The following is an 18,249-nucleotide window of genomic DNA, read 5'->3' as shown; positions in this document are numbered from 1 at the left end:
TTGAGCTTCAGTGTTTTGAGTTTTGTTGCGCCGACCATTTTTCGAGATCGGCCATTTCAGCCGAGCCTTCGATCGTCGTGACGGTCCCTTCCCGCGAGATCAGCATGGTCCTGGGAATGTCGCCCTGCCAGGCCGGGTCGATCTCGAACCGCAAGCGCTCGACGAAGCCGTCGTTGAAGATGAAGTTCTCGGTCGACGACAGACCCGCCTTGTCGAGCATCGATTGCGTTGCCGCCGGCAGGTTCGGCACGAGATCGGCGCTGACGGTGACGACGTCGACGTCGGGATGATCCTTGGCGAACTGCCCCAGCAGCGGCAGCTCGACCTTGCAGGGGCCGCAGGTTACGCCCCAGAAATGCACGAGCACCGGGCGGCCGGCATGTCCCCTGAGGACGCTTTGCCAGGTCCCGCGCTCGAATGGCTTCAGGGCTGGAGATGCGGCGAGCGCAGCCGCTGAAGCGATCAGAGCGACAAGGCCGGCAAAACCTGCAAATCGAAATCTCATGGCTGGTCCTCGATGGCTGTAAGCCGATAGCCGTCCGCCTTCGTCATCCACGACAAATAGGTCTGCTTGCCGTTGGAGATCAGCAAGGGGTGATCGGAGGTGTCGCTCGTGCTCGCTATCGTCTTCGGCGGCGACCACGTCTCGCCGTCGTCGCGGGAAAGCGTCATCTGGACCGAGGTCTTCTCGCCGTCGAACTCCTTCCAGACCATCACCGTCCCCGCAGGACCCGAAAGCACGAAGGGCCGCGTCGGATTGCGGCCCGGCTGCCCCAGCGCCATGGGCGTGGAGAAGCTGCGGCCTTCGTCGCGCGAGTGCGCATAGAACAGTCCCTTTCGCGTCTTCCCGTTCGTGTACCAGACCACATGATAGGTCCCGTTCGGCGCAACGGTGAGGCTCGGCCCATGATGCGGACAGGCATTGATCTGCCAATCGTCATTGCTGATTCGGCGGACCTCACCTGGAGTCGCGACGTCCGTGAAGGTCATGACCGCGTGGTCGCGTGCGCCGCCCTCAAAGATGTTCCTGAAGATCGCAACCGGCCGCCCGGGCGCCGCGAATGCCAGCCCCAAACGGCAGCATTCGCAGGTGCCCTCGCGCGCGAGAGCGGCCTCCGCGTAGGTGGCACCGCCGTCACGCGAGGAGGCAAAGAACAGTGCCGCGCCCTCGTATTTCCGCCCCGCCTCCTTCGCGGCAACACGATTGCGCTTGTCGAGCCAGGCCGCAAAGACCGTTCCATCCTGATCGAGCGCCAGCGCCTCAAATCGCTGGCTCTCGTTGTTGCCGGTGATGGGCTTCGGCTCCGCGAAGCTCTTCCCGCCGTCGGCCGAGCGCGTGTAAAATACCTCTCCGTTGAAGGCCTCATCCCGGAAGGTCGAGAACGCGAGCGCGATGCCGCCCTTGCGATCGACCACGATCTTCGGCCGCGCGTCCGGACCCCAATCGAGATTCAGCCGCCTGGTCGTGACATGGGTCGGCGCCGAAAAACTGCGGCCCGCATCCTGCGAACTCGCGACCGAGACCTGCCCTCCCGCCATCCAGACCAGCCACAGCGTCCCGTCAGGACCGAAGGCGGGCGTAGCCTTGGTCGCACAGCGCAGCGTCGGCTCCTCGCAGGCCGCTTCCGATGCGGTCGGTGCCCGCATCTGTGCGAGCGCCGTTCCTTGGACGAATGCGAGGGCGATTATGGCGGACAAGCCGGTTCGCATCACCGCCCTACTCCCTTCGAGAGCCCGGATCATTTGAACGCCACCTTCATACCCGCAACGAATGTGCGCGGCGAGCCCGCATAGATCGATCCCGTCGTGTTTGCGAGCACGCTCGCAGGATTTTGAAGGCCGGCCCCCGTAACCGTATTGGAGATGTTGTTCGCAGAGGCGACGTAGATACGGTCGAACACGTTCCTGACTTCGAGAAACAGGTTCAGGGATCTGAACGTGTCGGACGCGAGGTCGGTCTTGTAGTGCACGTTGACATTGACGAGCTCATAGCCCGGCGCCTTCAAGAGATTTGCATTGTCCATGTAGAAGGAGTCCTTCCATTGGACCTCGACGAAGCCACCGAGGCCGGCCAGCGGCCCGGCGAACTCGTCGTAGCCAATTCGGGCGGTCAGCTCGTTGGGCGAGATGCCAGGGATCTTGTTACCGGCACGGTTGAAGCTGAACACGGCGCCATTGGTGATGTTCTCGACATATTCGGTATAGACCTCGTCGAGATACGTGTACGCGGCCATGAACCGCCAGCCGGGATGGAACTTCCAGTCCGCGGCGAGCTCGATGCCGCGATGTTCTGAGCGCGGCGCGTTGAACGTATAGGTCGCGTTGCTGGCGCTGGGATTGCTAGCGGCTTGGTTGACCAGCTCATTCCGGAAGAACTCGTAGAACGCCGTCGCACTCAGCTTGACCGCGTTGCTTGGCGTCCAATCAAAGCCGAGGTCATAGCCGACATTGGTTTGCGTCTGGAGCTGAGTGTTGTTGCCGAAATCACCGTTCGGAAGAACGAACAGATTCGACACCTGCGGCGTTCCATACCCCGTCGCGACCCGTCCGCGAAACTGCCATTCCTGATTGAGCCTGTAGAGCAGAGCAAATTCAGGCGCGGTGTTCTCGATCGTGCGATTGACGGTGGTGGGCGCAGGTATCGTCGCCACCGGAACGTTGAACGTGTTGTACTTGTAGAGAGTGTTGACGCCCTTCAGGATGGTGGTCTCCCATCCAATTCCGGCGATCGCGGTGAGGTCCGGCGTGAGCTTCAATTCCTCCCTCGCCCGTATGCCGTAATTGGACGTATCGCTGTAGGTGTTAGCCGAGATCAGTCCCAGCGTGGCGTTTCCGCCCGGCATCACGTTGCGCGTATCGCTCGACGCCACCAGCGTATTGTACCAGGCGCCCACCAACGTGGTGGACTCCATGCCGAAGATTTCGCCCCGCTTGGTGATGTCGCTCATGTAATTATACGACGGAAAATCGCCGATCGTGCTGGTCGCGCCGGTGGGCTGGCTGATGTTCCGGTCGTCGAACACGAACTGGTTGCGCCAGGTCATCGTGTTGTCGAAGTCGTGCTCCCATCGGCCGCCAACGATGGTTCGGCGATCGTTCCGCCCGAGCCCGGCTTGCGTGGCTGTCTCGGTGTCCTTGCCGCCGTTGAAGCCGTTGTTGAAAAGAGACACGGTGGGACATCCGGCCGCCCCTGTGCCGGTCGTACAACCCTGCTGGAAGGGATTGGTGTAGAATTGGTTCAGCGATTGGCGCAGCGGCAGCCGCGCGCTGAGGTCGTTGTTGATGATCTTGACCGTAAAGCGGTCGTCCGGCGTCGCCTTGAGCGTGCCGAGGAAGTTGACGGTCTGGGTGTTGAACCAGCTGTTGCCGATATAGCCATCGCCCCTGGTGTCGCTGGCGAACAGCGAGCCCTCGAAATTCCCGACCTTCTTGCCGGCCGCCAGGTAATTGTTGAGGTAGCCGTAGCTGCCGCCGTCGACGCCATATTCGACGCCGTCGATCGTGCCGCCCGGCCGCGTGCGGAAATTGAGCGCGCCGCCGGTCGCGTAATTGCCATAGAGCGCCGATGAGGGGCCGCGGATCACGTCGATCGCGCCATAGGCGTGGGGGTCGATCAGATCGCTGCGCGACAGGCCGTCCGGCTGCGTCACCGGGAAGCCGTCCTCGAAGATCACGAGATTGCGGATGCCGAAGCCGTTCCGGGCGTTGGAGCCCCGAATCGAAATGCCGAAATCCCGGGGGCCGTTACCCTGCTTGATCGAGATGCCCGGGCTGTCCCGCAAGACGTCGCTGACCGAAAACGACGGGCGACTGTCGAACTGGCTGCGATCGACGGTGGTTGTGGTCTGTCCGGCCGGCGACTGGTTGAGGCCAGCCCGCGCTTCGCCGGCGCTCGCCGTATTGTTTTGCCTCTCGGCGCCATCGGTCGCGTTCCGTGCCACCGGCCGCGCTGCGCGGGCCGTCGAAGCGGAGCGCTGTCGCGAGGGCCGAGTAATGGGCTTGGGACGGGACCTCTCCTGCGCTTCAACCGTCACAGCGGGAATCGCCTCCGAGGCAGCCTGGGCGAGCGCGTCTGAACCGACCGGGGACAGCAGTCCGACAAGCACGGGCAAGCCCGCGCTTCCGATCGCACGTATGCGTAACATCACTTGAATTCCTGACATCCGGCGCGTCGGCCGGTCCATTGAGCACGCCGTCGGCCCAGCAACGGTGCGCGCCAACGGCTCGGTTTGTCGCTAGGTCAGGAAAATTGAGGTGGGGCGCGCGCCTGGGCGATCGAGCCCTCGGGCGCGGCGATGGCGAACGCTTGGGCCGGATGCCACACCACGCGCTCGGCATGGCGGACGGGAATCGGGAGTGTCGTGTGCGTCGGCGAATCGAGCGAGGCGTTGGCCTGGGCCAGGCAACACAGGGCGCAGGCGCCGGCATGCGCGGTCGGTCCGCCGGTCTGATCGCTCAGGCCGCCCTGCTCGTTCGCGCTGTGGCAGATGACGCCGGCAGACAGCGGATCGGCAATGGCCTGGCCGGTCGCCCAGCAGGCGGCAATCGGCGCCAGCACCTGCATCGCCAGGGCGAGCAGGACCAGGGGCAGGAATTTTTGAAGCCGAGCGCGCATCCGCCGAACCATTCGTTCGTCCACTAACTAAACACCGTGCCGCCCCCAAGTCGAGGTCAGTTCCGCCGTCTTCTTGGCCCAGCGCAAATTTGGCGAAAACCGTCGCCGCGGTACCCCAGCACGGCCACCGGGTTGGGCATTTGAGGCACGTCAAGCCAACCCGCCATCCACAGATTTCGTATATTTGTCATATACTTGCGGGATCAGGCGCCCGATCATTTCGTCAATTGATCGAATTTTGAACATTCGTTGCCGAAAATGATGACAAGTGAGAAAAGTTGATCTAGCATCCCTCTCGCTCAGGCTGGCCGTGAGGTTCAAGTCTGGTGGTCCAAGTCTCGGGAGGAGCCCCTGGCGCGCAAAATGCAGCGTCGCCCCGTCAATCAAGATCAAATCTTAAGATCGGGGATAATAGGGTCGACACAATTTTTGAGCGGGGCCAGGGCCCCGCTCTTTTTTTGTCTGCAAGGTTTGTTGGCAAGGCTGGAGCGCCGATGAATGCTGCGTCCAATCCGATCGAAATCAGCTTCGAACTCGCGGCCTCGCGCTGCGCGGATCTCACGCCCCTCGTCTATCAACGCCTGTTCGACGCGCATCCCGAAACGCAGGCGATGTTCCGCTCGCAAGGCAGCGAGTTGGTCAAGGGATCGATGCTCGCGCTGACGATCGAGGCGATTCTCGATTTCGCCTGTGCGCGCAGCGGACATTTCCGGCTGATCGCGTGCGAGGCGACCTCGCACGATGGCTACGGCACGCCGCGCGAGCTGTTCATCGCGTTCTTCGCCGTGATCAGGAATAGCTTGCGCGATCTGCTCGGCGAAGAATGGTCCAACGAGATCGCACACGCCTGGGATCAGCTGCTCGCCGACATCGACGCATTCGCCGGCGCGACGGCCTGACGCTTTGCGCTGCACCAACGCGGTTGCTGCGAGCGCGGCGAGTGATTGCAGATTGAGTGATGCCAACTCTTGTGAGACACTTTCGGCCATCGGTCGCGCAATCAATGACGCGCCGACGACAAGACATTATGGGAGCGAGCGATGTCCGGGACGAAAGATTTCTCGACGACGAGGCGCGATCTTCTTCAGGCGGCCGCGACCGCCGGCGCCGGAGCTGCCCTTCTCGGCAGCATGGGCATAAACCCCGCATTGGCAGCCGAGGTCGGACGCAGCGAGAAGCCGCTGAAGGCGGCGTTCTCCAATGCGGGCCTTCAGGCGACATGGTGCGCGCAAGGAAAGCAGGCCGCCGAATTCTGGGGCAAGCTGTTCAACGTCGAGGTCACCTGGTTCGACGGCCAGCTCGATGCGGTGAAGCAGCGCGCGGCGATCGACAACATGGCCTCGCAGAAATGGGACTTCGTCGCCATCCAGGCCTTCGGCATCGGCACCCTCACCCAGCCCGTGCAGAAGATGATCGATGCCGGCACGCCCGTGATCGACATGGACACGCTGATTGCGCCGCTCGACCAGATCAATGTCCACTCCTTCCTCGCGCCCGACAACGAATTCATGGGCGCCTCGGTGACCCAGGCGCTGTGCAATGCGATGGGCGGCAAGGGCAAGATCATCATGACGCAGGGCGCGCTCGGCCACACTGGCGCGCAAGGGCGGGCAAAAGGCTTCACCAACACGGTGAAGCAATTCCCCGGGATCGAGGTGCTTGATACCCAGCCCGCCGACTGGGACGTCTCCAAGACCGCACGCCTCTGGGAAACCTATCTGACCAAGTACCCGCAGATCGATGCGGCGTTCTTCCACAATGACGACATGGCGCTGGCCGCCGCCAACATCATGAAGGCCCGGGGCCGCACCAACATCCTGATCGGCGGCGTCGACGCCATGCCGCCGGCGATCCAGGCGGTGAGCGAAGGGCGCATGTTCGCGACCGTCCGCAATCCCTCCTGCCGCATCCATGGCGGCGCCATCATCGCGGGCGTCTCCGCCGTGGTCGGCGGCGAGAAGAGCGGCCAGGGCATTCCCAAGAACGTCGTCACCGACGGCCCGGTCGTGACCAAGGCCAATGCCGCCGGGATGCAATGGATGCAGGATCATTTCCTGATCTGAACTCTCATGCCCGAGGTGCGTTCGCCCATCCTTGAACTGCAGGGCATCACGAAGAGCTTCGGCGGCGTCGAAGCGCTTCGTGGTGTCGACTTCGCGCTCTATCCCGGCGAGATCCACGGTCTCGTCGGCGAGAACGGCGCCGGCAAGAGCACGCTGATGAAGATCATCGCCGGCGTGCACACCGAATTCTCCGGCCGCTTCCTGATCGACGGCGCGGAGACGCATCTCCGCTCGGCGCGCGACGCGCACGCGGCCGGCATCGCCATGGTGCATCAGGAGCTCTCGGTCGCGCCTGACCTCACGGTCGCCGAGAACGTCTTTCTCGGCAATCAGCCGACCAATGCCCTGGGCCTGGTGCAATGGCGGCGGATGGCACGCGAGGCCGGCGAGCAGCTGGCACGACTGGGTCTCGACGTCGATCCGATGAGCCGGCTCGGCGACCTCTCGATCGGCCTGCAGCAGCTGATCGAGATCGCCCGCGTGCTGTTCTCCGGCGCCCGCATCGTCATCCTGGACGAGCCGACCTCCGCCCTCTCCCCGCCCGAGGTCGAGCGGCTGTTCGCGACGCTGCGGCGGCTGCGCGAAGAGGGCACCGCAATCGTCTTCATCTCGCATTTCATCGAGGATATCCTGCGCGTGTCCGACACGGTGACCGTGTTCCGCAACGGGCGGAAGGTCGCGGAGACCGCGAGCGCTGCGACCAGCAAGGGCGCGCTGATCGAGGCCATGATCGGCCGCGGCGGCGAGGCGCTCGAGCACAGCTACAGCGACGATCTGATGCTGCCGCAGCAAAGCGAGAGCCCTGTGATCCTGAAGGTCGACCAGCTGTCGCTGGCGCGCAGCCTGAAGGACATCTCCTTCGAGGCCCGCGCCGGCGAGGTGCTCGGCATCTACGGCTTCATGGGCTGCGGGCAACAGGAATTGTCCCGCATCCTGTTCGGCAAGCTCAAGCCGGACAGCGGCACGCTTGCCGTCGAGGGCAAGCCGAAGACCTTCGCCAGCACGGCGGCGGCGCGGCGTGCCGGGGTGGCGCTGGTGCCGGAGAGCCGGCGCGACATGCTGTTTCACCAGGAGCCGGTCTACAAGAACATCTCGATCAGCATTCTCGACCGCATCTCGTCCCTGCTGCTCAAGCCGGCGCAGGAGCGCGATATCGCAAAGCGTCAGGTCGAGCAGTTGCAGATCCGGCCGCCGGTGGTCGGCCTCGACCTCGGCATGCTCTCCGGCGGCAACCAGCAGAAGGTTGCGCTGGCGAAATGGCTGACCTACCCGCCAAAGCTGCTGGTGCTGTGCGAGCCGACCCGCGGCATGGATGTCGGCGCCAAGAACGATGTCATCAACATCGTCCGCGACCTCCGCACAAAAGGGCTCGCGATCATCGTGCTGTCGACCGAGCCGGAAACGGTGCTGTCGCTGGCCGACCGCATCCTCGTACTCAAGCGCGGCGCGATGGTGCGGGAGTTCAAGAACGAGCCGGTCAGCAAGGACCGCCTGCTGGAAGCGGCGTGACGGAGAAGCACATGAGCAGCGAGACGGCTTTGGCGGGGGAGCGGCGGGCACGGGGCCTTGCGCCGTTCCTGCGCTCGCAGATGCGCAACATCGCCCCGTTCCTGACCCTGATCTTCCTGTCCGGCTTCTTCGCCTTCGCCAGCCCCTCTTTCGCGACGCTGGACAATCTCGGCAACATCCTGACCCAGGTGTCGGTGACGGGCATCATCGCGGTCGGCCTCACCTTCGTGATCCTCTGCGCCGAGATCGACTTGTCGATCGCCAGCATCGCCAACGTCACCGGCATCGCGGTCGCCTATTTCACGTTGCAGGAATCCTACGTCAACATCGCCAACATCCCGCTGCCCGGCGCAGTCGCGATCATCCTGTCGATTCTGCTTTGCGCCCTGCTCGGCCTCGTCAACGCGCTGGGGCTGACCGTGATCGGCATCCCCTCCTTCATCATGACGCTCGCGATGATGCAGATCGCCGCCGGCATCTCGGCGCTCTTGGTGCGCGGCCAGATCGCCTACAAGGTGCCGAGCCTGATCACGACGCTAGGCTCCGGCTCGATCGCGGGCATTCCCTGGCTCGTCATCGTCGCTGCGGTGATGCTGCTCGGCGGCCATCTGGTGCTGACCTACACGCGCTTCGGCCGCTACGTCTACATGGTCGGCGGCAACCGCGAGGCGGCCGAATATTCCGGCCTCAACGTCAAGCTCATCCTGGGCAGCGTGATGGTGATCTCGGCGGTCTGCTCCGGCATCGGCGGCATGCTGGGCGTCGCCCATTTCGGCAGCGCGCAGCAGAACGAGTTCGACACCTATTTGCTCGACTCCATTGCCGCCGTCGTGGTCGGCGGCACCAGCCTGTTCGGCGGCCGCGGCGGCATCGGCAACACCATCGTCGGGCTTTTCGTTCTTGGTGTTCTCAACAACGGCCTCGATCACGTCAACATCGACAGCTTCCTGAAGATCCTGATCCGCGGCCTGATCCTGCTGGCGGCGCTGGTGATCAATGTTTATGCGCAGCGGTTGCGGGAAAAGACGGCGGCGTAGACGACCGCCAAAGCAAAAAGTACGAAAACAACCCCATGCACAGTAGAAACTGTCAGGGATTTCAGGTGCTTATCTAAACCGCATTGGCCTGACTGCGACCGCACTGGCATTTGACCTGTCAGGCAAAACACAGTGGAAGCAACGAGTTCGCCGCGCCCGCAAGGACGGGGTAGACAGGATGCCAAACGAATGCAGAGCCTTCTCAAGATTTCCGACTGTGGCGTGTACTCATTTAAATGCCTGCCTCCCGCAAAGTCCGCTTCTCCTCCAATAGCAGCGCAAGAGCCGAGCTTTGCCTGACTTCCGAGTTGGGCCACAAGCTGACGTGACCACCGCCCAGGCGCTACTCGATCACCGCGTAGCCGAGTGCCTCCAATCGCCCCTGGAGAGATGCGAATTTCGTCCGCCCCCAACGAAGCGCAATCCAAAATACTACAAATTCGGGGTACGTCGGGATGCCGTGGTGGATACGAAGACCGACAGAAAATAACCCCCGGTACTTCGCAAGTGAGGAGATATAGCCCCTCGGAAATACATACTCCGTGCCCATGCACGAAAGCGATAGTGCATTTCGATTTGCCGAAAGCTGCGCCAGAGGAAATGTAGCGTTCATGAGACCAATCCGCGCTCCCCCGATTTGGGAGAACTGGTCCCGATGTTGAATTTCCATGTTCTGCTATTGAGCCTGTCACCAACCAACGGATATTGCCGGTCCCGCGCGACTTCCGCAACGGGTCAAAATCGGTAGTTGCTCTGACGAACGCAATCATTCCGCTTCGGTTTTAGAACCGGACATCCGCGACTTTATGAGTTTACGTCCCAATCCGCCGCCGCGGCCAACCTCCCCGCAATCTCCTCGCTCCGCCAGCACCGCACCGCATGTCCATCGGCGCGGGTCTCCAACACCGGACCCGGCTCGCTTCGGCATACATCCACCGTAAACCGACAGCGCGGGCTGAATGCGCAGCCGTTAGGCGGATTGAGCGGGTTGGGAAGGTCGCCCCCTGTCGTCGCCAGCGGAGCATGGTGCAAGGGATCCGGGATGGCCGCGATCAGTGCACGCGTATAGGGGTGCGCGGGCCGTTCGAAGATCTCGCGCCAGTCGCCGTTCTCGACGATGCGGCCGAGATACATCACGGCGACGCGGTCGCTCATGTGCTCGACGACGCCGAGGTCGTGGCTGATCATGATGTAGGACAGGCCGAGCGTATCCTTCAGCTCCAGCAGCAGATTGATGATCTGTGCGCGGATCGAGACGTCGAGCGCCGATACCGGCTCGTCGCAGATCACGATCTTGGGATTGAGGATCAGCGCCCGCGCGATGCCGATGCGCTGGCGCTGGCCGCCGGAGAATTCGTGCGGGTAGCGGTCGGCCTGCTCGGGCCGCAGGCCCACATGCCTCAGCATCGCCGCGACGCGGTCCGCGATCTCGCTTTTCGCGGTGACCCCGTGCACGCGCAGAGGATCCTCCAGCGTGCGACGAACGGTCTGGCGCGGGTTGAGCGAGGCATAGGGATCCTGAAACACGATCTGCACGGTGCGGGCGAGCGCCTTGCGATCGCCAGATTGGCGGCTCGTCACCACCTGCCCATCCACCGTGATGCGGCCGCGCGTCGGCGCCAGCAGGCCGAGGATCGACAAGGCGACCGTCGACTTGCCCGAGCCGGACTCGCCGACGAGGCCGAGGCACTCGCCGCGCTTCAGGCTGAGATCGACGCCGTCGACGGCCCGGAGCAGCCGCTTGCCGCCCCCCAGCAAGCCGCCGCCAAGCGGAAAATGAACCGCGAGATCCCTAACGCTGAGGATGAGATCGTCGTCCGGCCTTCCCTCACCCGGCATGTCGTGCGGCTCATGCATGGTGATGGCACCTCACCAACCCGCCCGCCTCCAGCAAATCCACATCCGGAGCCGCGGTACGGCAAATCTCGGTCGCCTGCGCGCAGCGCGGATTGAACCGGCAGCCATCGGGGAAATGGGTGATGGCGGGAACGACGCCCGCGATTTCCTGGAGCCTGGCGCGGCCGAGCGCAGCGCGGCTGCCGAGCCGCGGCAGCGAGGCGACGAGGCCCTGCGTATAGGGGTGCAAGGGCGCGCGGAAGATGTCGGCCGAGCCGCGCTCCTCGACGATGCGGCCGGCATACATCACGGCGACGCGGCGACAGACATTGGCGACGAGGCCGAGATCGTGGCTGATCATCAGGATGGCGGTTCCCCGCTCCGCGCACAAATTCCGCATCAGCTCGATGATCTCGGCCTGCACGGTGACGTCGAGGGCGGTGGTCGGCTCGTCGGCGATCAGCAGATCCGGACCGCAGGCGAGCGCGATGGCGATCATCACGCGCTGGCGCATGCCGCCGGACAGCTGATGCGGATAGTCCTTCACGCGCCGCTCGGGCGCAGGCACGCGGACATTCGCCAGCGCCTCGACCGCGAGCCGGTCCGCCTCCCGCCAGCTCTTGCCCTTGTGCAGCACGAACATCTCGGCGATCTGCCGGCCCACGGGCGAGACCGGGTTCAGCGCCGTCATCGGCTCCTGGAAGATCATCGCGATCCGGTTGCCGCGCAGATCGCGCTGTCTGGCGGCCGACAGGTGCTGGATCTCCCGGCCCTCGAAGCGAATGACGCCGCCGCCGATCGACAAGGGGTGCCGCAGCAGGCCGATCAGGGCCAGCGCCGTGATGCTCTTGCCGCAGCCGGATTCACCGACGAGGCCGAAGGTCTCGCCGCGGTCGATGCGGAACGAAACGCCCTCGGCCGCCGCAACGCGCCCCGATCCGGTATCGAGATCGAGCTTGAGGTCCTCGACCTCGAGCAGCGGCGTGCCGGTCATGTGCGCCGGCTCCGCGATTGGGGATCGAGGATGTCGCGCAGGCCGTCGCCGAGCAGATTGAGGCCGAGCACGGTCAGGAAGATGGCGAGGCCCGGAAAGATCGAGAGCCAAGGCGCCGTCGTGATCTGCTCGCGGGCTTCCGACAGCATGCTGCCCCAGCTCGGAAAGGGCGGACGGACGCCGAGGCCGAGGAACGACAAGGCGGCCTCCGACAACACCGCACTGCCCATGCCGAGCGTGCCGATGACGATGAGCGGCCCGAGCATGTTCGGCAGCAGCTGCGTGATCATGATGCGCAGATCACCGTAGCCGAGCACGGTCGCCGCCTGCACATAGCCCTGGCTCCGCAGCGACAGCGCCGAAGCCCGCGCGATCCGGCAGGTGAAGGACCAGTTGGTCAGACCGAGCGCGATCAGGAGGCTGGTGAGGCCGGGGCCGAGCACCGCCATGATGGCCAGCGCGAAGATCAGCGACGGGATCGCGAGCATGAGGTTGGTCAGGGCATTGACGACGTCGTCCCACCAGCCGCCGAAGTAGCCGGCGCTGAGGCCAAGGGCCACGCCGATCACGCTGTTGATCAGCTGCGAGATGATCCCGACCGTCAGCGAGACGCGTGCGCCGTACACGACGCGGGAATAGATGTCGCGGCCCTGGTCGTCGGTGCCGAACCACCAGGTCCAGCTCGGCGGCTCTTCCGCGTTCATGAGATTGGCATCCATGACGGGATCGGTGTGCGCGAGCCAGGGCGCGAGCAGGCCGACCAGGATCGCAAGCGCGAACAGCGAACCCCCGATGACGAGATTGGCGCGGAGCTTCATGCGTATCGGATCCTGGGATCGATCACGCCGTAGAGCACGTCGATCAAGAGATTGATCGCGAGGAAGGCCAGCACCACCACGAGAATGGAGCCCTGCACGGCCGGGATGTCGCGCTGCAGGACGCTGTCGACCAGCAGCGAACCGATGCCCGGCCAGGAGAACAGTTTTTCGACCACGACCGCCTGCCCCATCAAGGCGCCGAATTGCAGACCGACGGTGGTGAGGATGATGACGAGCGCGTTGCGCATCACATGCCATTTCACCACCCTCGTCTCGCTCATGCCCTTGGAGCGCGCGGTGCGGACGAAATCGGCGGTCATGATCTCCAGGACCGCGGCGCGGGTCGTGCGGGCAAACAGCGCCATCGGCGACACCCCGAGCGTCACGGCCGGCAGCAGCAGATATTTCAATCCGCCGTCGCCGTAGCCGAAACTCGGCAGCCAGCCGAGCTTCAGCGCGAACAGGTACATCAGGACCAGCCCGAGCCAGAATTTGGCGATGGACAGGCCCGACACCGCAACGACCATGGCAAGCGTATCGACGATGCCGCCCGGTTTCAGCGCCGCGATGAAACCCAGCGGCACACCGACGACGACGGCAAACGCCATGGCGGCGAAGACGAGCTGCAGCGTCGGCCATGCCCGCTTGGCGATCATGGTCGTAACAGGCTCGCGGGTCCGGAACGACGTCCCGAAATCACCGGTCGCGAGCTTGGCAATGTAGGCGCCGAACCGCACATAGACGGGATCGTCGAGGCCGAGCTGCTTCTTCATCCGCAGCTCGACCTGGGGATCGCTATCGTCGCTCATGGAGGAGACGATGCTGCCGGGAACGACGCTGAACAGCACGAAGACCAGCAGCACGACCGCGAGCACGGTCGGAATGGTCTGCAGCAGGCGACGGAACAGGAACGAGAGCATCGGCACTTTCCTCTCCCCCTCCACCGTTCGCTACGATGGAGGGAGCGCGAGAGCGTCTGTCACTTCGCGGGCGAGGTCTCGTCGACCCAGAGGTCTTCGACGTTCTGGTGGGTCAGCTCCGTCGCATTCAGCTGAATTCCCTTCAGCCACGGCTGCACCGCCATGACCGCCTTGTTGTAGTTGAAGAACCAGACCGGCGCCTCGTCATAGAGCAGCGCATTGGCCTTTTGCAGCAATTCGATGCGCTTTGCGCCGTCGTCGGCCTGCCCTGCCTGGTCGACGATCTTGTCAAAATCGGCGTTCTTGTAGGTCATGTAGTTGCAGGCCGGCTGCGGCGTCGCCGAGTGGAAGCATTTGAGGGCGGCCAGCGGGTCAGGACCGCTGGCCTGGGAATAGATGAAGGCCTGATAGTCGCCGCTGCGCACCACCTCCGCCAGCACCGCGGTCTCGACCTGCTTCACCTTCACCTTGATGCCGACCTTGTCCAGCATCGCGATCACGGCCGACACGATCGGCAGGCCCCAGCTTTCGTTCTGGCTGGTGGTCCATTCGAATTCGAAGCCTGAGGGGTAGCCGGCCTCGGCGAGCAGCTGCTTGGCCTTGGCGGGATCGTAGGCGTAAGGCTTCATCGCCTTGTCATAGGCGGGCGAAGTCAGCGGCAACCAGCTGGTGGCGCGATAGGCCTTGCCCTTGACCAGCTTGTTGATGATCAGATCGGTATCGATCGCGTAGTTGATCGCCTGCCTCACGCGCTTGTCGGAAAACGGCTTGAAGGAGGGATTCATGCCCATGTAGCGCGTGAAGACCTCGGCGACCTCGACGATGGTGCCCTTGAGGGCGGCGTCGGACTGATACGCCACGTATTGCGCAGGTCCCAGCACCGAGGTGTCGATCTCCTTGTTGCGGAAGGCGACGTCGCGGGCGGCGGCCTCGGCCATGATCGACACGATGACCTTGTCGGCATAAGGCTTGCCCGGCTTGTAGAACCGGTCCCATCGCTCCAGCACGATGCGCGATCCCGGCACGTGCTCGACGAATTTGAACGGCCCGAGGCCGATCGGATGCTGGATGAAGCTCTCCTTGGCGCCTTCGTCGGCGGGATAGATCGAGGTCAGCGCGGTGAAGAAGTAGAAGCCGGGATCGACCTTCTCTGTCAGCTTCATCTCGATGGTGAAATCGTCGATCTTCTTCAGGCCGGAGATCTCCTTGGCCTGGCCCTTCTCGACCGCCGCGGCCCCCTCGATGACGCGCACGAAGCGCGCACCGGGAAAGGCCTTGGTGCCGTCCATGATGCGGTTGTAGGACCAGATGACATCGTCCGCGGTCATCTTCCGGCCGTTGTGGAAATAGGCGTCGTCGCGCAGCTTGAAGGTATGAACCAGGCCTCCGCCCGAGACCACGTCCTCCTTGGCGAGCTCCAGAACCGGCTTTCCTTCCGCCGAATTCCAGATGTAGAGCGAGCGATGCAGCGCCTTGGCGTAGATCTCGTCCTGGGCGCGCTGCGTGGTGTGAATGTCGAGACTCGTGAAGCTCGAGCCATACGGCGCGGTCATGCGGATGGTTCCGCCCTTGCGCGGCGTCTGGGCCTCCGCCGTGGCGGCCAGCGCCAGCCCAACCCCCGCGACGATCGCAATCATCCTGAACATCATGAGTCCCCCAACAACGCAGGTGCGTGCCGATCAGGGATTTGATCATTCGTCACCCGTCGAACGCAAGCTTCGTTTTGGTGGTGACCTATCCCGGTTCCAGATGGCAGCCCTTCGACGGAGACCCCGGGGACGCAGGTTGCATCCCGCGGCCGGTGCAAGCCGCCGATTGACGCGGTGCGTCATCGAACGAACATGACGATGGGTCACCGTTGGCAACCGTCCGCGGCCTCCCCCGCCATTGGGAGCGAAGGCTTCGCCACGTCATTGCGACGAACTCTTGCGACGAAGCAATCTAGATTCTTTCCGCGGAGGGATTCTGGATTGCTTCGCTACGCTCGCAATGACGGAGTGTGGAGCCCCCTCCTCGCAGAAAGTCTTCGTCAGCCCGACAATTCCGGCATCCAGTTCCGCAGCTTCCGCGCGGCGCCCGTCACATCGCCGATCGTCCGAAAAGTCCCGGTCTCCACCATCATCGCCCGCGCCAGCCGCACCGCGCGTGCTTCGCTGATCGCCCGCGTCTTCGCATCCTCGATCAGCTCGAAGTCGATGTTATGGGCGAGGCCGAAGATGCGGCGGATGGTCTTTGCGGCGGCGAAGCCGACGACCTCAGTGAACAGGCGCTGCATGTAGGTCTGGCGCTCGGCCTCGAGGCGCGTCGCGCCCTGCGGGCCGGCAAAGAGCGAGACCGGATAGGCATCGCCAGTGCCCGCTGTGCGCCAGAGCTCCAGAAACTTGCGGGCAAACCCGATCCAGACCTGCTCGATCGTCTCCAGCACCCAGGCCTCGAACGCGGCCCGCTCGCCTGGGGCGCGCTCGTGGCCGGCGGAGGCGAAATAAGCCATCAGGAGGTTGGCGATCACGGCGCCGACGTCGAAGCCCATCGGGCCATAGAACGCGAATTCGGGGTCGATCACCCGCGTCTGGCTGGCCGTGACCATGATCGAGCCGGTGTGGAGGTCGCCATGGAGCAGCGCCTCGGGGCTTGCCATGAACTTCAGCTTCAGCCGGGAGACGGCAACGTGCAGCTCCATGTCGTCGCGCAGGCTGACGGCGAGCGCATCGAGATAGGGCGCGGTCCAGCGGTTCTGCTCGGCGATGCGGTAGGGATCGGTGAAGATCAGGTCCTCGGTGATCTTGCAGAGCGCATGGTTGCCGGCGAAGGCCGCAATGCCCTCCTTCTTCTCGGCCGCCGACAGCGCAAGGTCGGAGGTGAAGAACAGCGTCCGCGCCATGAAGGTGGTGATGTCACCGGCGAAGCCGGGATATTGCGTGCCCGCGACCAGCCCCTTGCGCATGATGATGTGGGGCTCGAGCAGCTCCATCACCGTCAGCGCGAGAGTCTCGTCGTGATGCAGCAGAGCCGGCACGAGGCCGGGTGCGAGCTCCGCCTGGCGTGACAACGCGAGATATTCGTAGTGGGCCCGCGACAGCGGCAGCGGCCAGCTCTCGCCGACGAGGCGGACATAAGGCAACGCCTGCTTCACGGCGACGCCGCCGCTCGTGCCCTTGACGATGAAGACGAGGTTGAGGTTGCCGTCGCCGACCTCGGTAATGTCCCAGGCAGCCGGATCGCCGCCGAGGCGCGCCGTCAGATCCGGCAGGCCTGCGAGATGATCCCGCAAATCGGCCTCATGCAGAATCCGGTAGTCTCCCTGCCCCTGCGCCATGACGATCCCATCCCATGCTTGGCATGGCCGGATCGTTACTCCCGCTCCAGGAAGCTCGAGCCGATCTCGGCCTTTCTTTTGATCGGATCGTAATCACAATAAACGAGGTCCGCCACCAGCGTGTAGCTGGCGCTGACCGTGTATTTGTCCAGCTTGACGGAGTTGAGGCCGATCACCGAGGTGCTCTTGCCGCCGTTCCATTTGAACGGGGTCGAGCTCTTGGCCTGCTCGCAGGCCATGACGGCTTCGTTGAAGACATAGCCCTCGACGAACGCCTTCAGGGTGCGCACCTGCACCGCCATTCGCCACTCGAAATAGCCGACGGCGCCGAGACCGGCCACGATCAACACCAGAAGCGCGATGACGATCCTCTGAAAAGTCATTCGTCCCCCCAAAGCAGGATCCAAAAAGCCTAAAACGGCATGCCCATCAATTTCGACAGGCGCTCGATCGAGAGATAGCCGGCGTGATAGGCGGCAAGACCCGCGCCGTAGATGATCGCCGAGATGATGGTTGTCCAGATCAGCTTGCGGCCCATCCGGGTCAGGATCGGTGCACCGGGGTCCGTGCCGGGCGCGCCGCCGCCGTCCTCGTGCTGGCTGCGCACGCCGAACGGCAGCGTCAGGAACAGCGCGATCCACCAGATGACGAAGTAAATCGCGATCGCGGTCGAGATCTGGATGGCCATGGGGCGGCCTTATGCCTGCTCGATTTCGACCAGCGCGCCGGAAAAGTCCTTCGGGTGCAGGAACAGCACCGGCTTGCCGTGGGCGCCGATCTTGGGCACGCCATCGCCGAGCACGCGGGCCCCCTCCTTCACCAGCGTGTCGCGCGAGGCGATGATGTCCACGACCTCGTAGCAGACATGGTGGATGCCGCCGTCGGGGTTGCGCTCGACGAATTTTGCGATCGGCGAGGCCTCGCCGAGCGGCTCGATGAATTCGATCTTGGTGTTGGGGAGCGTGGCGAACACCGTGATGACGCCGTGCTCGGGCAGCGGCACGGCTTCCGAGATCTGGGCGCCGAACGCCGTGCCGTAGATCTTCGCGGCCTTGACGGCATCCTTGGTCGCGATCGCGACATGGTTGAGGCGACCCAGCATGTTCCTTCTCCCTCAGCGCATGATCCGCAGAACAGACCA

General features: G+C 63.9%; 17 protein-coding genes. 4 read left to right on the top strand and 13 right to left on the bottom strand.

Features of this window, described 5'->3' with window-relative positions; genetic code table 11:
- Positions 1-7: 7 nt before the first annotated feature.
- From TSA1_RS31405 to TSA1_RS31390, 4 genes are all read right to left on the bottom strand, one after another.
- Complete coding sequence (locus tag TSA1_RS31405; RefSeq protein WP_100179709.1) at positions 8-505, bottom strand: TlpA family protein disulfide reductase; 498 nt, start codon at positions 503-505, stop codon at positions 8-10.
- On the bottom strand, positions 502-1,713 hold the full coding sequence (locus TSA1_RS31400) for a sialidase family protein (protein WP_100179708.1): 1,212 nt from the start codon (positions 1,711-1,713) through the stop codon (positions 502-504). The genes TSA1_RS31405 and TSA1_RS31400 overlap by 4 nt, the downstream gene beginning before the upstream one ends.
- Positions 1,714-1,739: 26 nt before the next feature.
- Positions 1,740-4,145 (bottom strand): TonB-dependent receptor family protein, encoded by a 2,406-nt coding sequence (locus TSA1_RS31395; RefSeq protein WP_100179707.1) that lies wholly within the window; start codon positions 4,143-4,145, stop codon positions 1,740-1,742.
- 95 nt (positions 4,146-4,240) lie between these two features.
- Positions 4,241-4,627 carry a DUF2946 domain-containing protein gene (locus tag TSA1_RS31390; RefSeq protein ID WP_100179706.1) on the bottom strand — a complete coding sequence of 129 codons (387 nt, stop codon included), beginning with the start codon at positions 4,625-4,627 and terminating at the stop codon, positions 4,241-4,243.
- Positions 4,628-5,109: 482 nt separating this feature from the next.
- Here TSA1_RS31390 and TSA1_RS31385 point away from each other — a divergent pair, with 482 nt between their 5' ends.
- The 4 genes from TSA1_RS31385 to TSA1_RS31370 all read left to right on the top strand — a co-directional run bounded on the left by TSA1_RS31385 (position 5,110) and on the right by TSA1_RS31370 (position 9,224).
- Positions 5,110-5,514 (top strand): globin, encoded by a 405-nt coding sequence (locus TSA1_RS31385; RefSeq protein ID WP_100179705.1) that lies wholly within the window; start codon positions 5,110-5,112, stop codon positions 5,512-5,514.
- A gap of 141 nt (positions 5,515-5,655) precedes the next feature.
- Complete coding sequence (locus tag TSA1_RS31380; RefSeq protein ID WP_018320172.1) at positions 5,656-6,678, top strand: sugar ABC transporter substrate-binding protein; 1,023 nt, start codon at positions 5,656-5,658, stop codon at positions 6,676-6,678.
- Positions 6,679-6,684: 6 nt separating this feature from the next.
- Positions 6,685-8,187, top strand: a complete 1,503-nt coding sequence (locus TSA1_RS31375; protein ID WP_100179704.1) for a sugar ABC transporter ATP-binding protein — start codon at positions 6,685-6,687, stop codon at positions 8,185-8,187.
- Positions 8,188-8,198: 11 nt separating this feature from the next.
- A complete protein-coding gene (locus tag TSA1_RS31370) occupies positions 8,199-9,224 on the top strand; it encodes an ABC transporter permease (RefSeq protein ID WP_100181440.1) in 1,026 nt (341 codons plus the stop codon).
- An 804-nt stretch (positions 9,225-10,028) separates the two neighbouring features.
- Here TSA1_RS31370 and TSA1_RS31360 read toward each other — a convergent pair.
- The 9 genes from TSA1_RS31360 to mce all read right to left on the bottom strand — a co-directional run bounded on the left by TSA1_RS31360 (position 10,029) and on the right by mce (position 18,210).
- Complete coding sequence (locus TSA1_RS31360; RefSeq protein WP_100179702.1) at positions 10,029-11,081, bottom strand: ABC transporter ATP-binding protein; 1,053 nt, start codon at positions 11,079-11,081, stop codon at positions 10,029-10,031.
- A complete protein-coding gene (locus TSA1_RS31355) occupies positions 11,074-12,054 on the bottom strand; it encodes an ABC transporter ATP-binding protein (protein ID WP_100179701.1) in 981 nt (326 codons plus the stop codon). Before TSA1_RS31355 ends, TSA1_RS31360 begins: the two co-directional genes overlap by 8 nt.
- Positions 12,051-12,872 (bottom strand): ABC transporter permease, encoded by an 822-nt coding sequence (locus TSA1_RS31350; RefSeq protein WP_100179700.1) that lies wholly within the window; start codon positions 12,870-12,872, stop codon positions 12,051-12,053. The genes TSA1_RS31355 and TSA1_RS31350 overlap by 4 nt, the downstream gene beginning before the upstream one ends.
- Entirely contained in the window at positions 12,869-13,792 is a 924-nt protein-coding gene (locus tag TSA1_RS31345; RefSeq protein WP_100179699.1) for an ABC transporter permease, read from the bottom strand. The genes TSA1_RS31350 and TSA1_RS31345 overlap by 4 nt, the downstream gene beginning before the upstream one ends.
- Before the next feature lie 59 nt (positions 13,793-13,851).
- Positions 13,852-15,441: an ABC transporter substrate-binding protein gene (locus TSA1_RS31340; RefSeq protein WP_100179698.1), complete on the bottom strand. Its 1,590-nt coding sequence runs from the start codon at positions 15,439-15,441 to the stop codon at positions 13,852-13,854.
- Positions 15,442-15,821: 380 nt separating this feature from the next.
- On the bottom strand, positions 15,822-17,108 hold the full coding sequence (gene mtnK, locus TSA1_RS31335) for an S-methyl-5-thioribose kinase (protein ID WP_100179697.1): 1,287 nt from the start codon (positions 17,106-17,108) through the stop codon (positions 15,822-15,824).
- A gap of 35 nt (positions 17,109-17,143) precedes the next feature.
- Positions 17,144-17,491 carry a hypothetical protein gene (locus tag TSA1_RS31330; RefSeq protein ID WP_100179696.1) on the bottom strand — a complete coding sequence of 116 codons (348 nt, stop codon included), beginning with the start codon at positions 17,489-17,491 and terminating at the stop codon, positions 17,144-17,146.
- Between the two features lie 29 nt (positions 17,492-17,520).
- Entirely contained in the window at positions 17,521-17,796 is a 276-nt protein-coding gene (locus TSA1_RS31325; RefSeq protein ID WP_100179695.1) for a DUF1467 family protein, read from the bottom strand.
- Between the two features lie 9 nt (positions 17,797-17,805).
- Positions 17,806-18,210: a methylmalonyl-CoA epimerase gene (gene mce, locus TSA1_RS31320; RefSeq protein ID WP_097662509.1), complete on the bottom strand. Its 405-nt coding sequence runs from the start codon at positions 18,208-18,210 to the stop codon at positions 17,806-17,808.
- Between the last annotated feature and the right edge of the window lie 39 nt (positions 18,211-18,249).

The sequence above is a fragment of the Bradyrhizobium nitroreducens genome (assembly GCF_002776695.1).
In the GTDB taxonomy this organism is placed as follows: domain Bacteria; phylum Pseudomonadota; class Alphaproteobacteria; order Rhizobiales; family Xanthobacteraceae; genus Bradyrhizobium; species Bradyrhizobium nitroreducens.
Note: the sequence above shows the minus strand (reverse complement) of the source record. Positions and strands in the feature narration are given on the sequence as shown.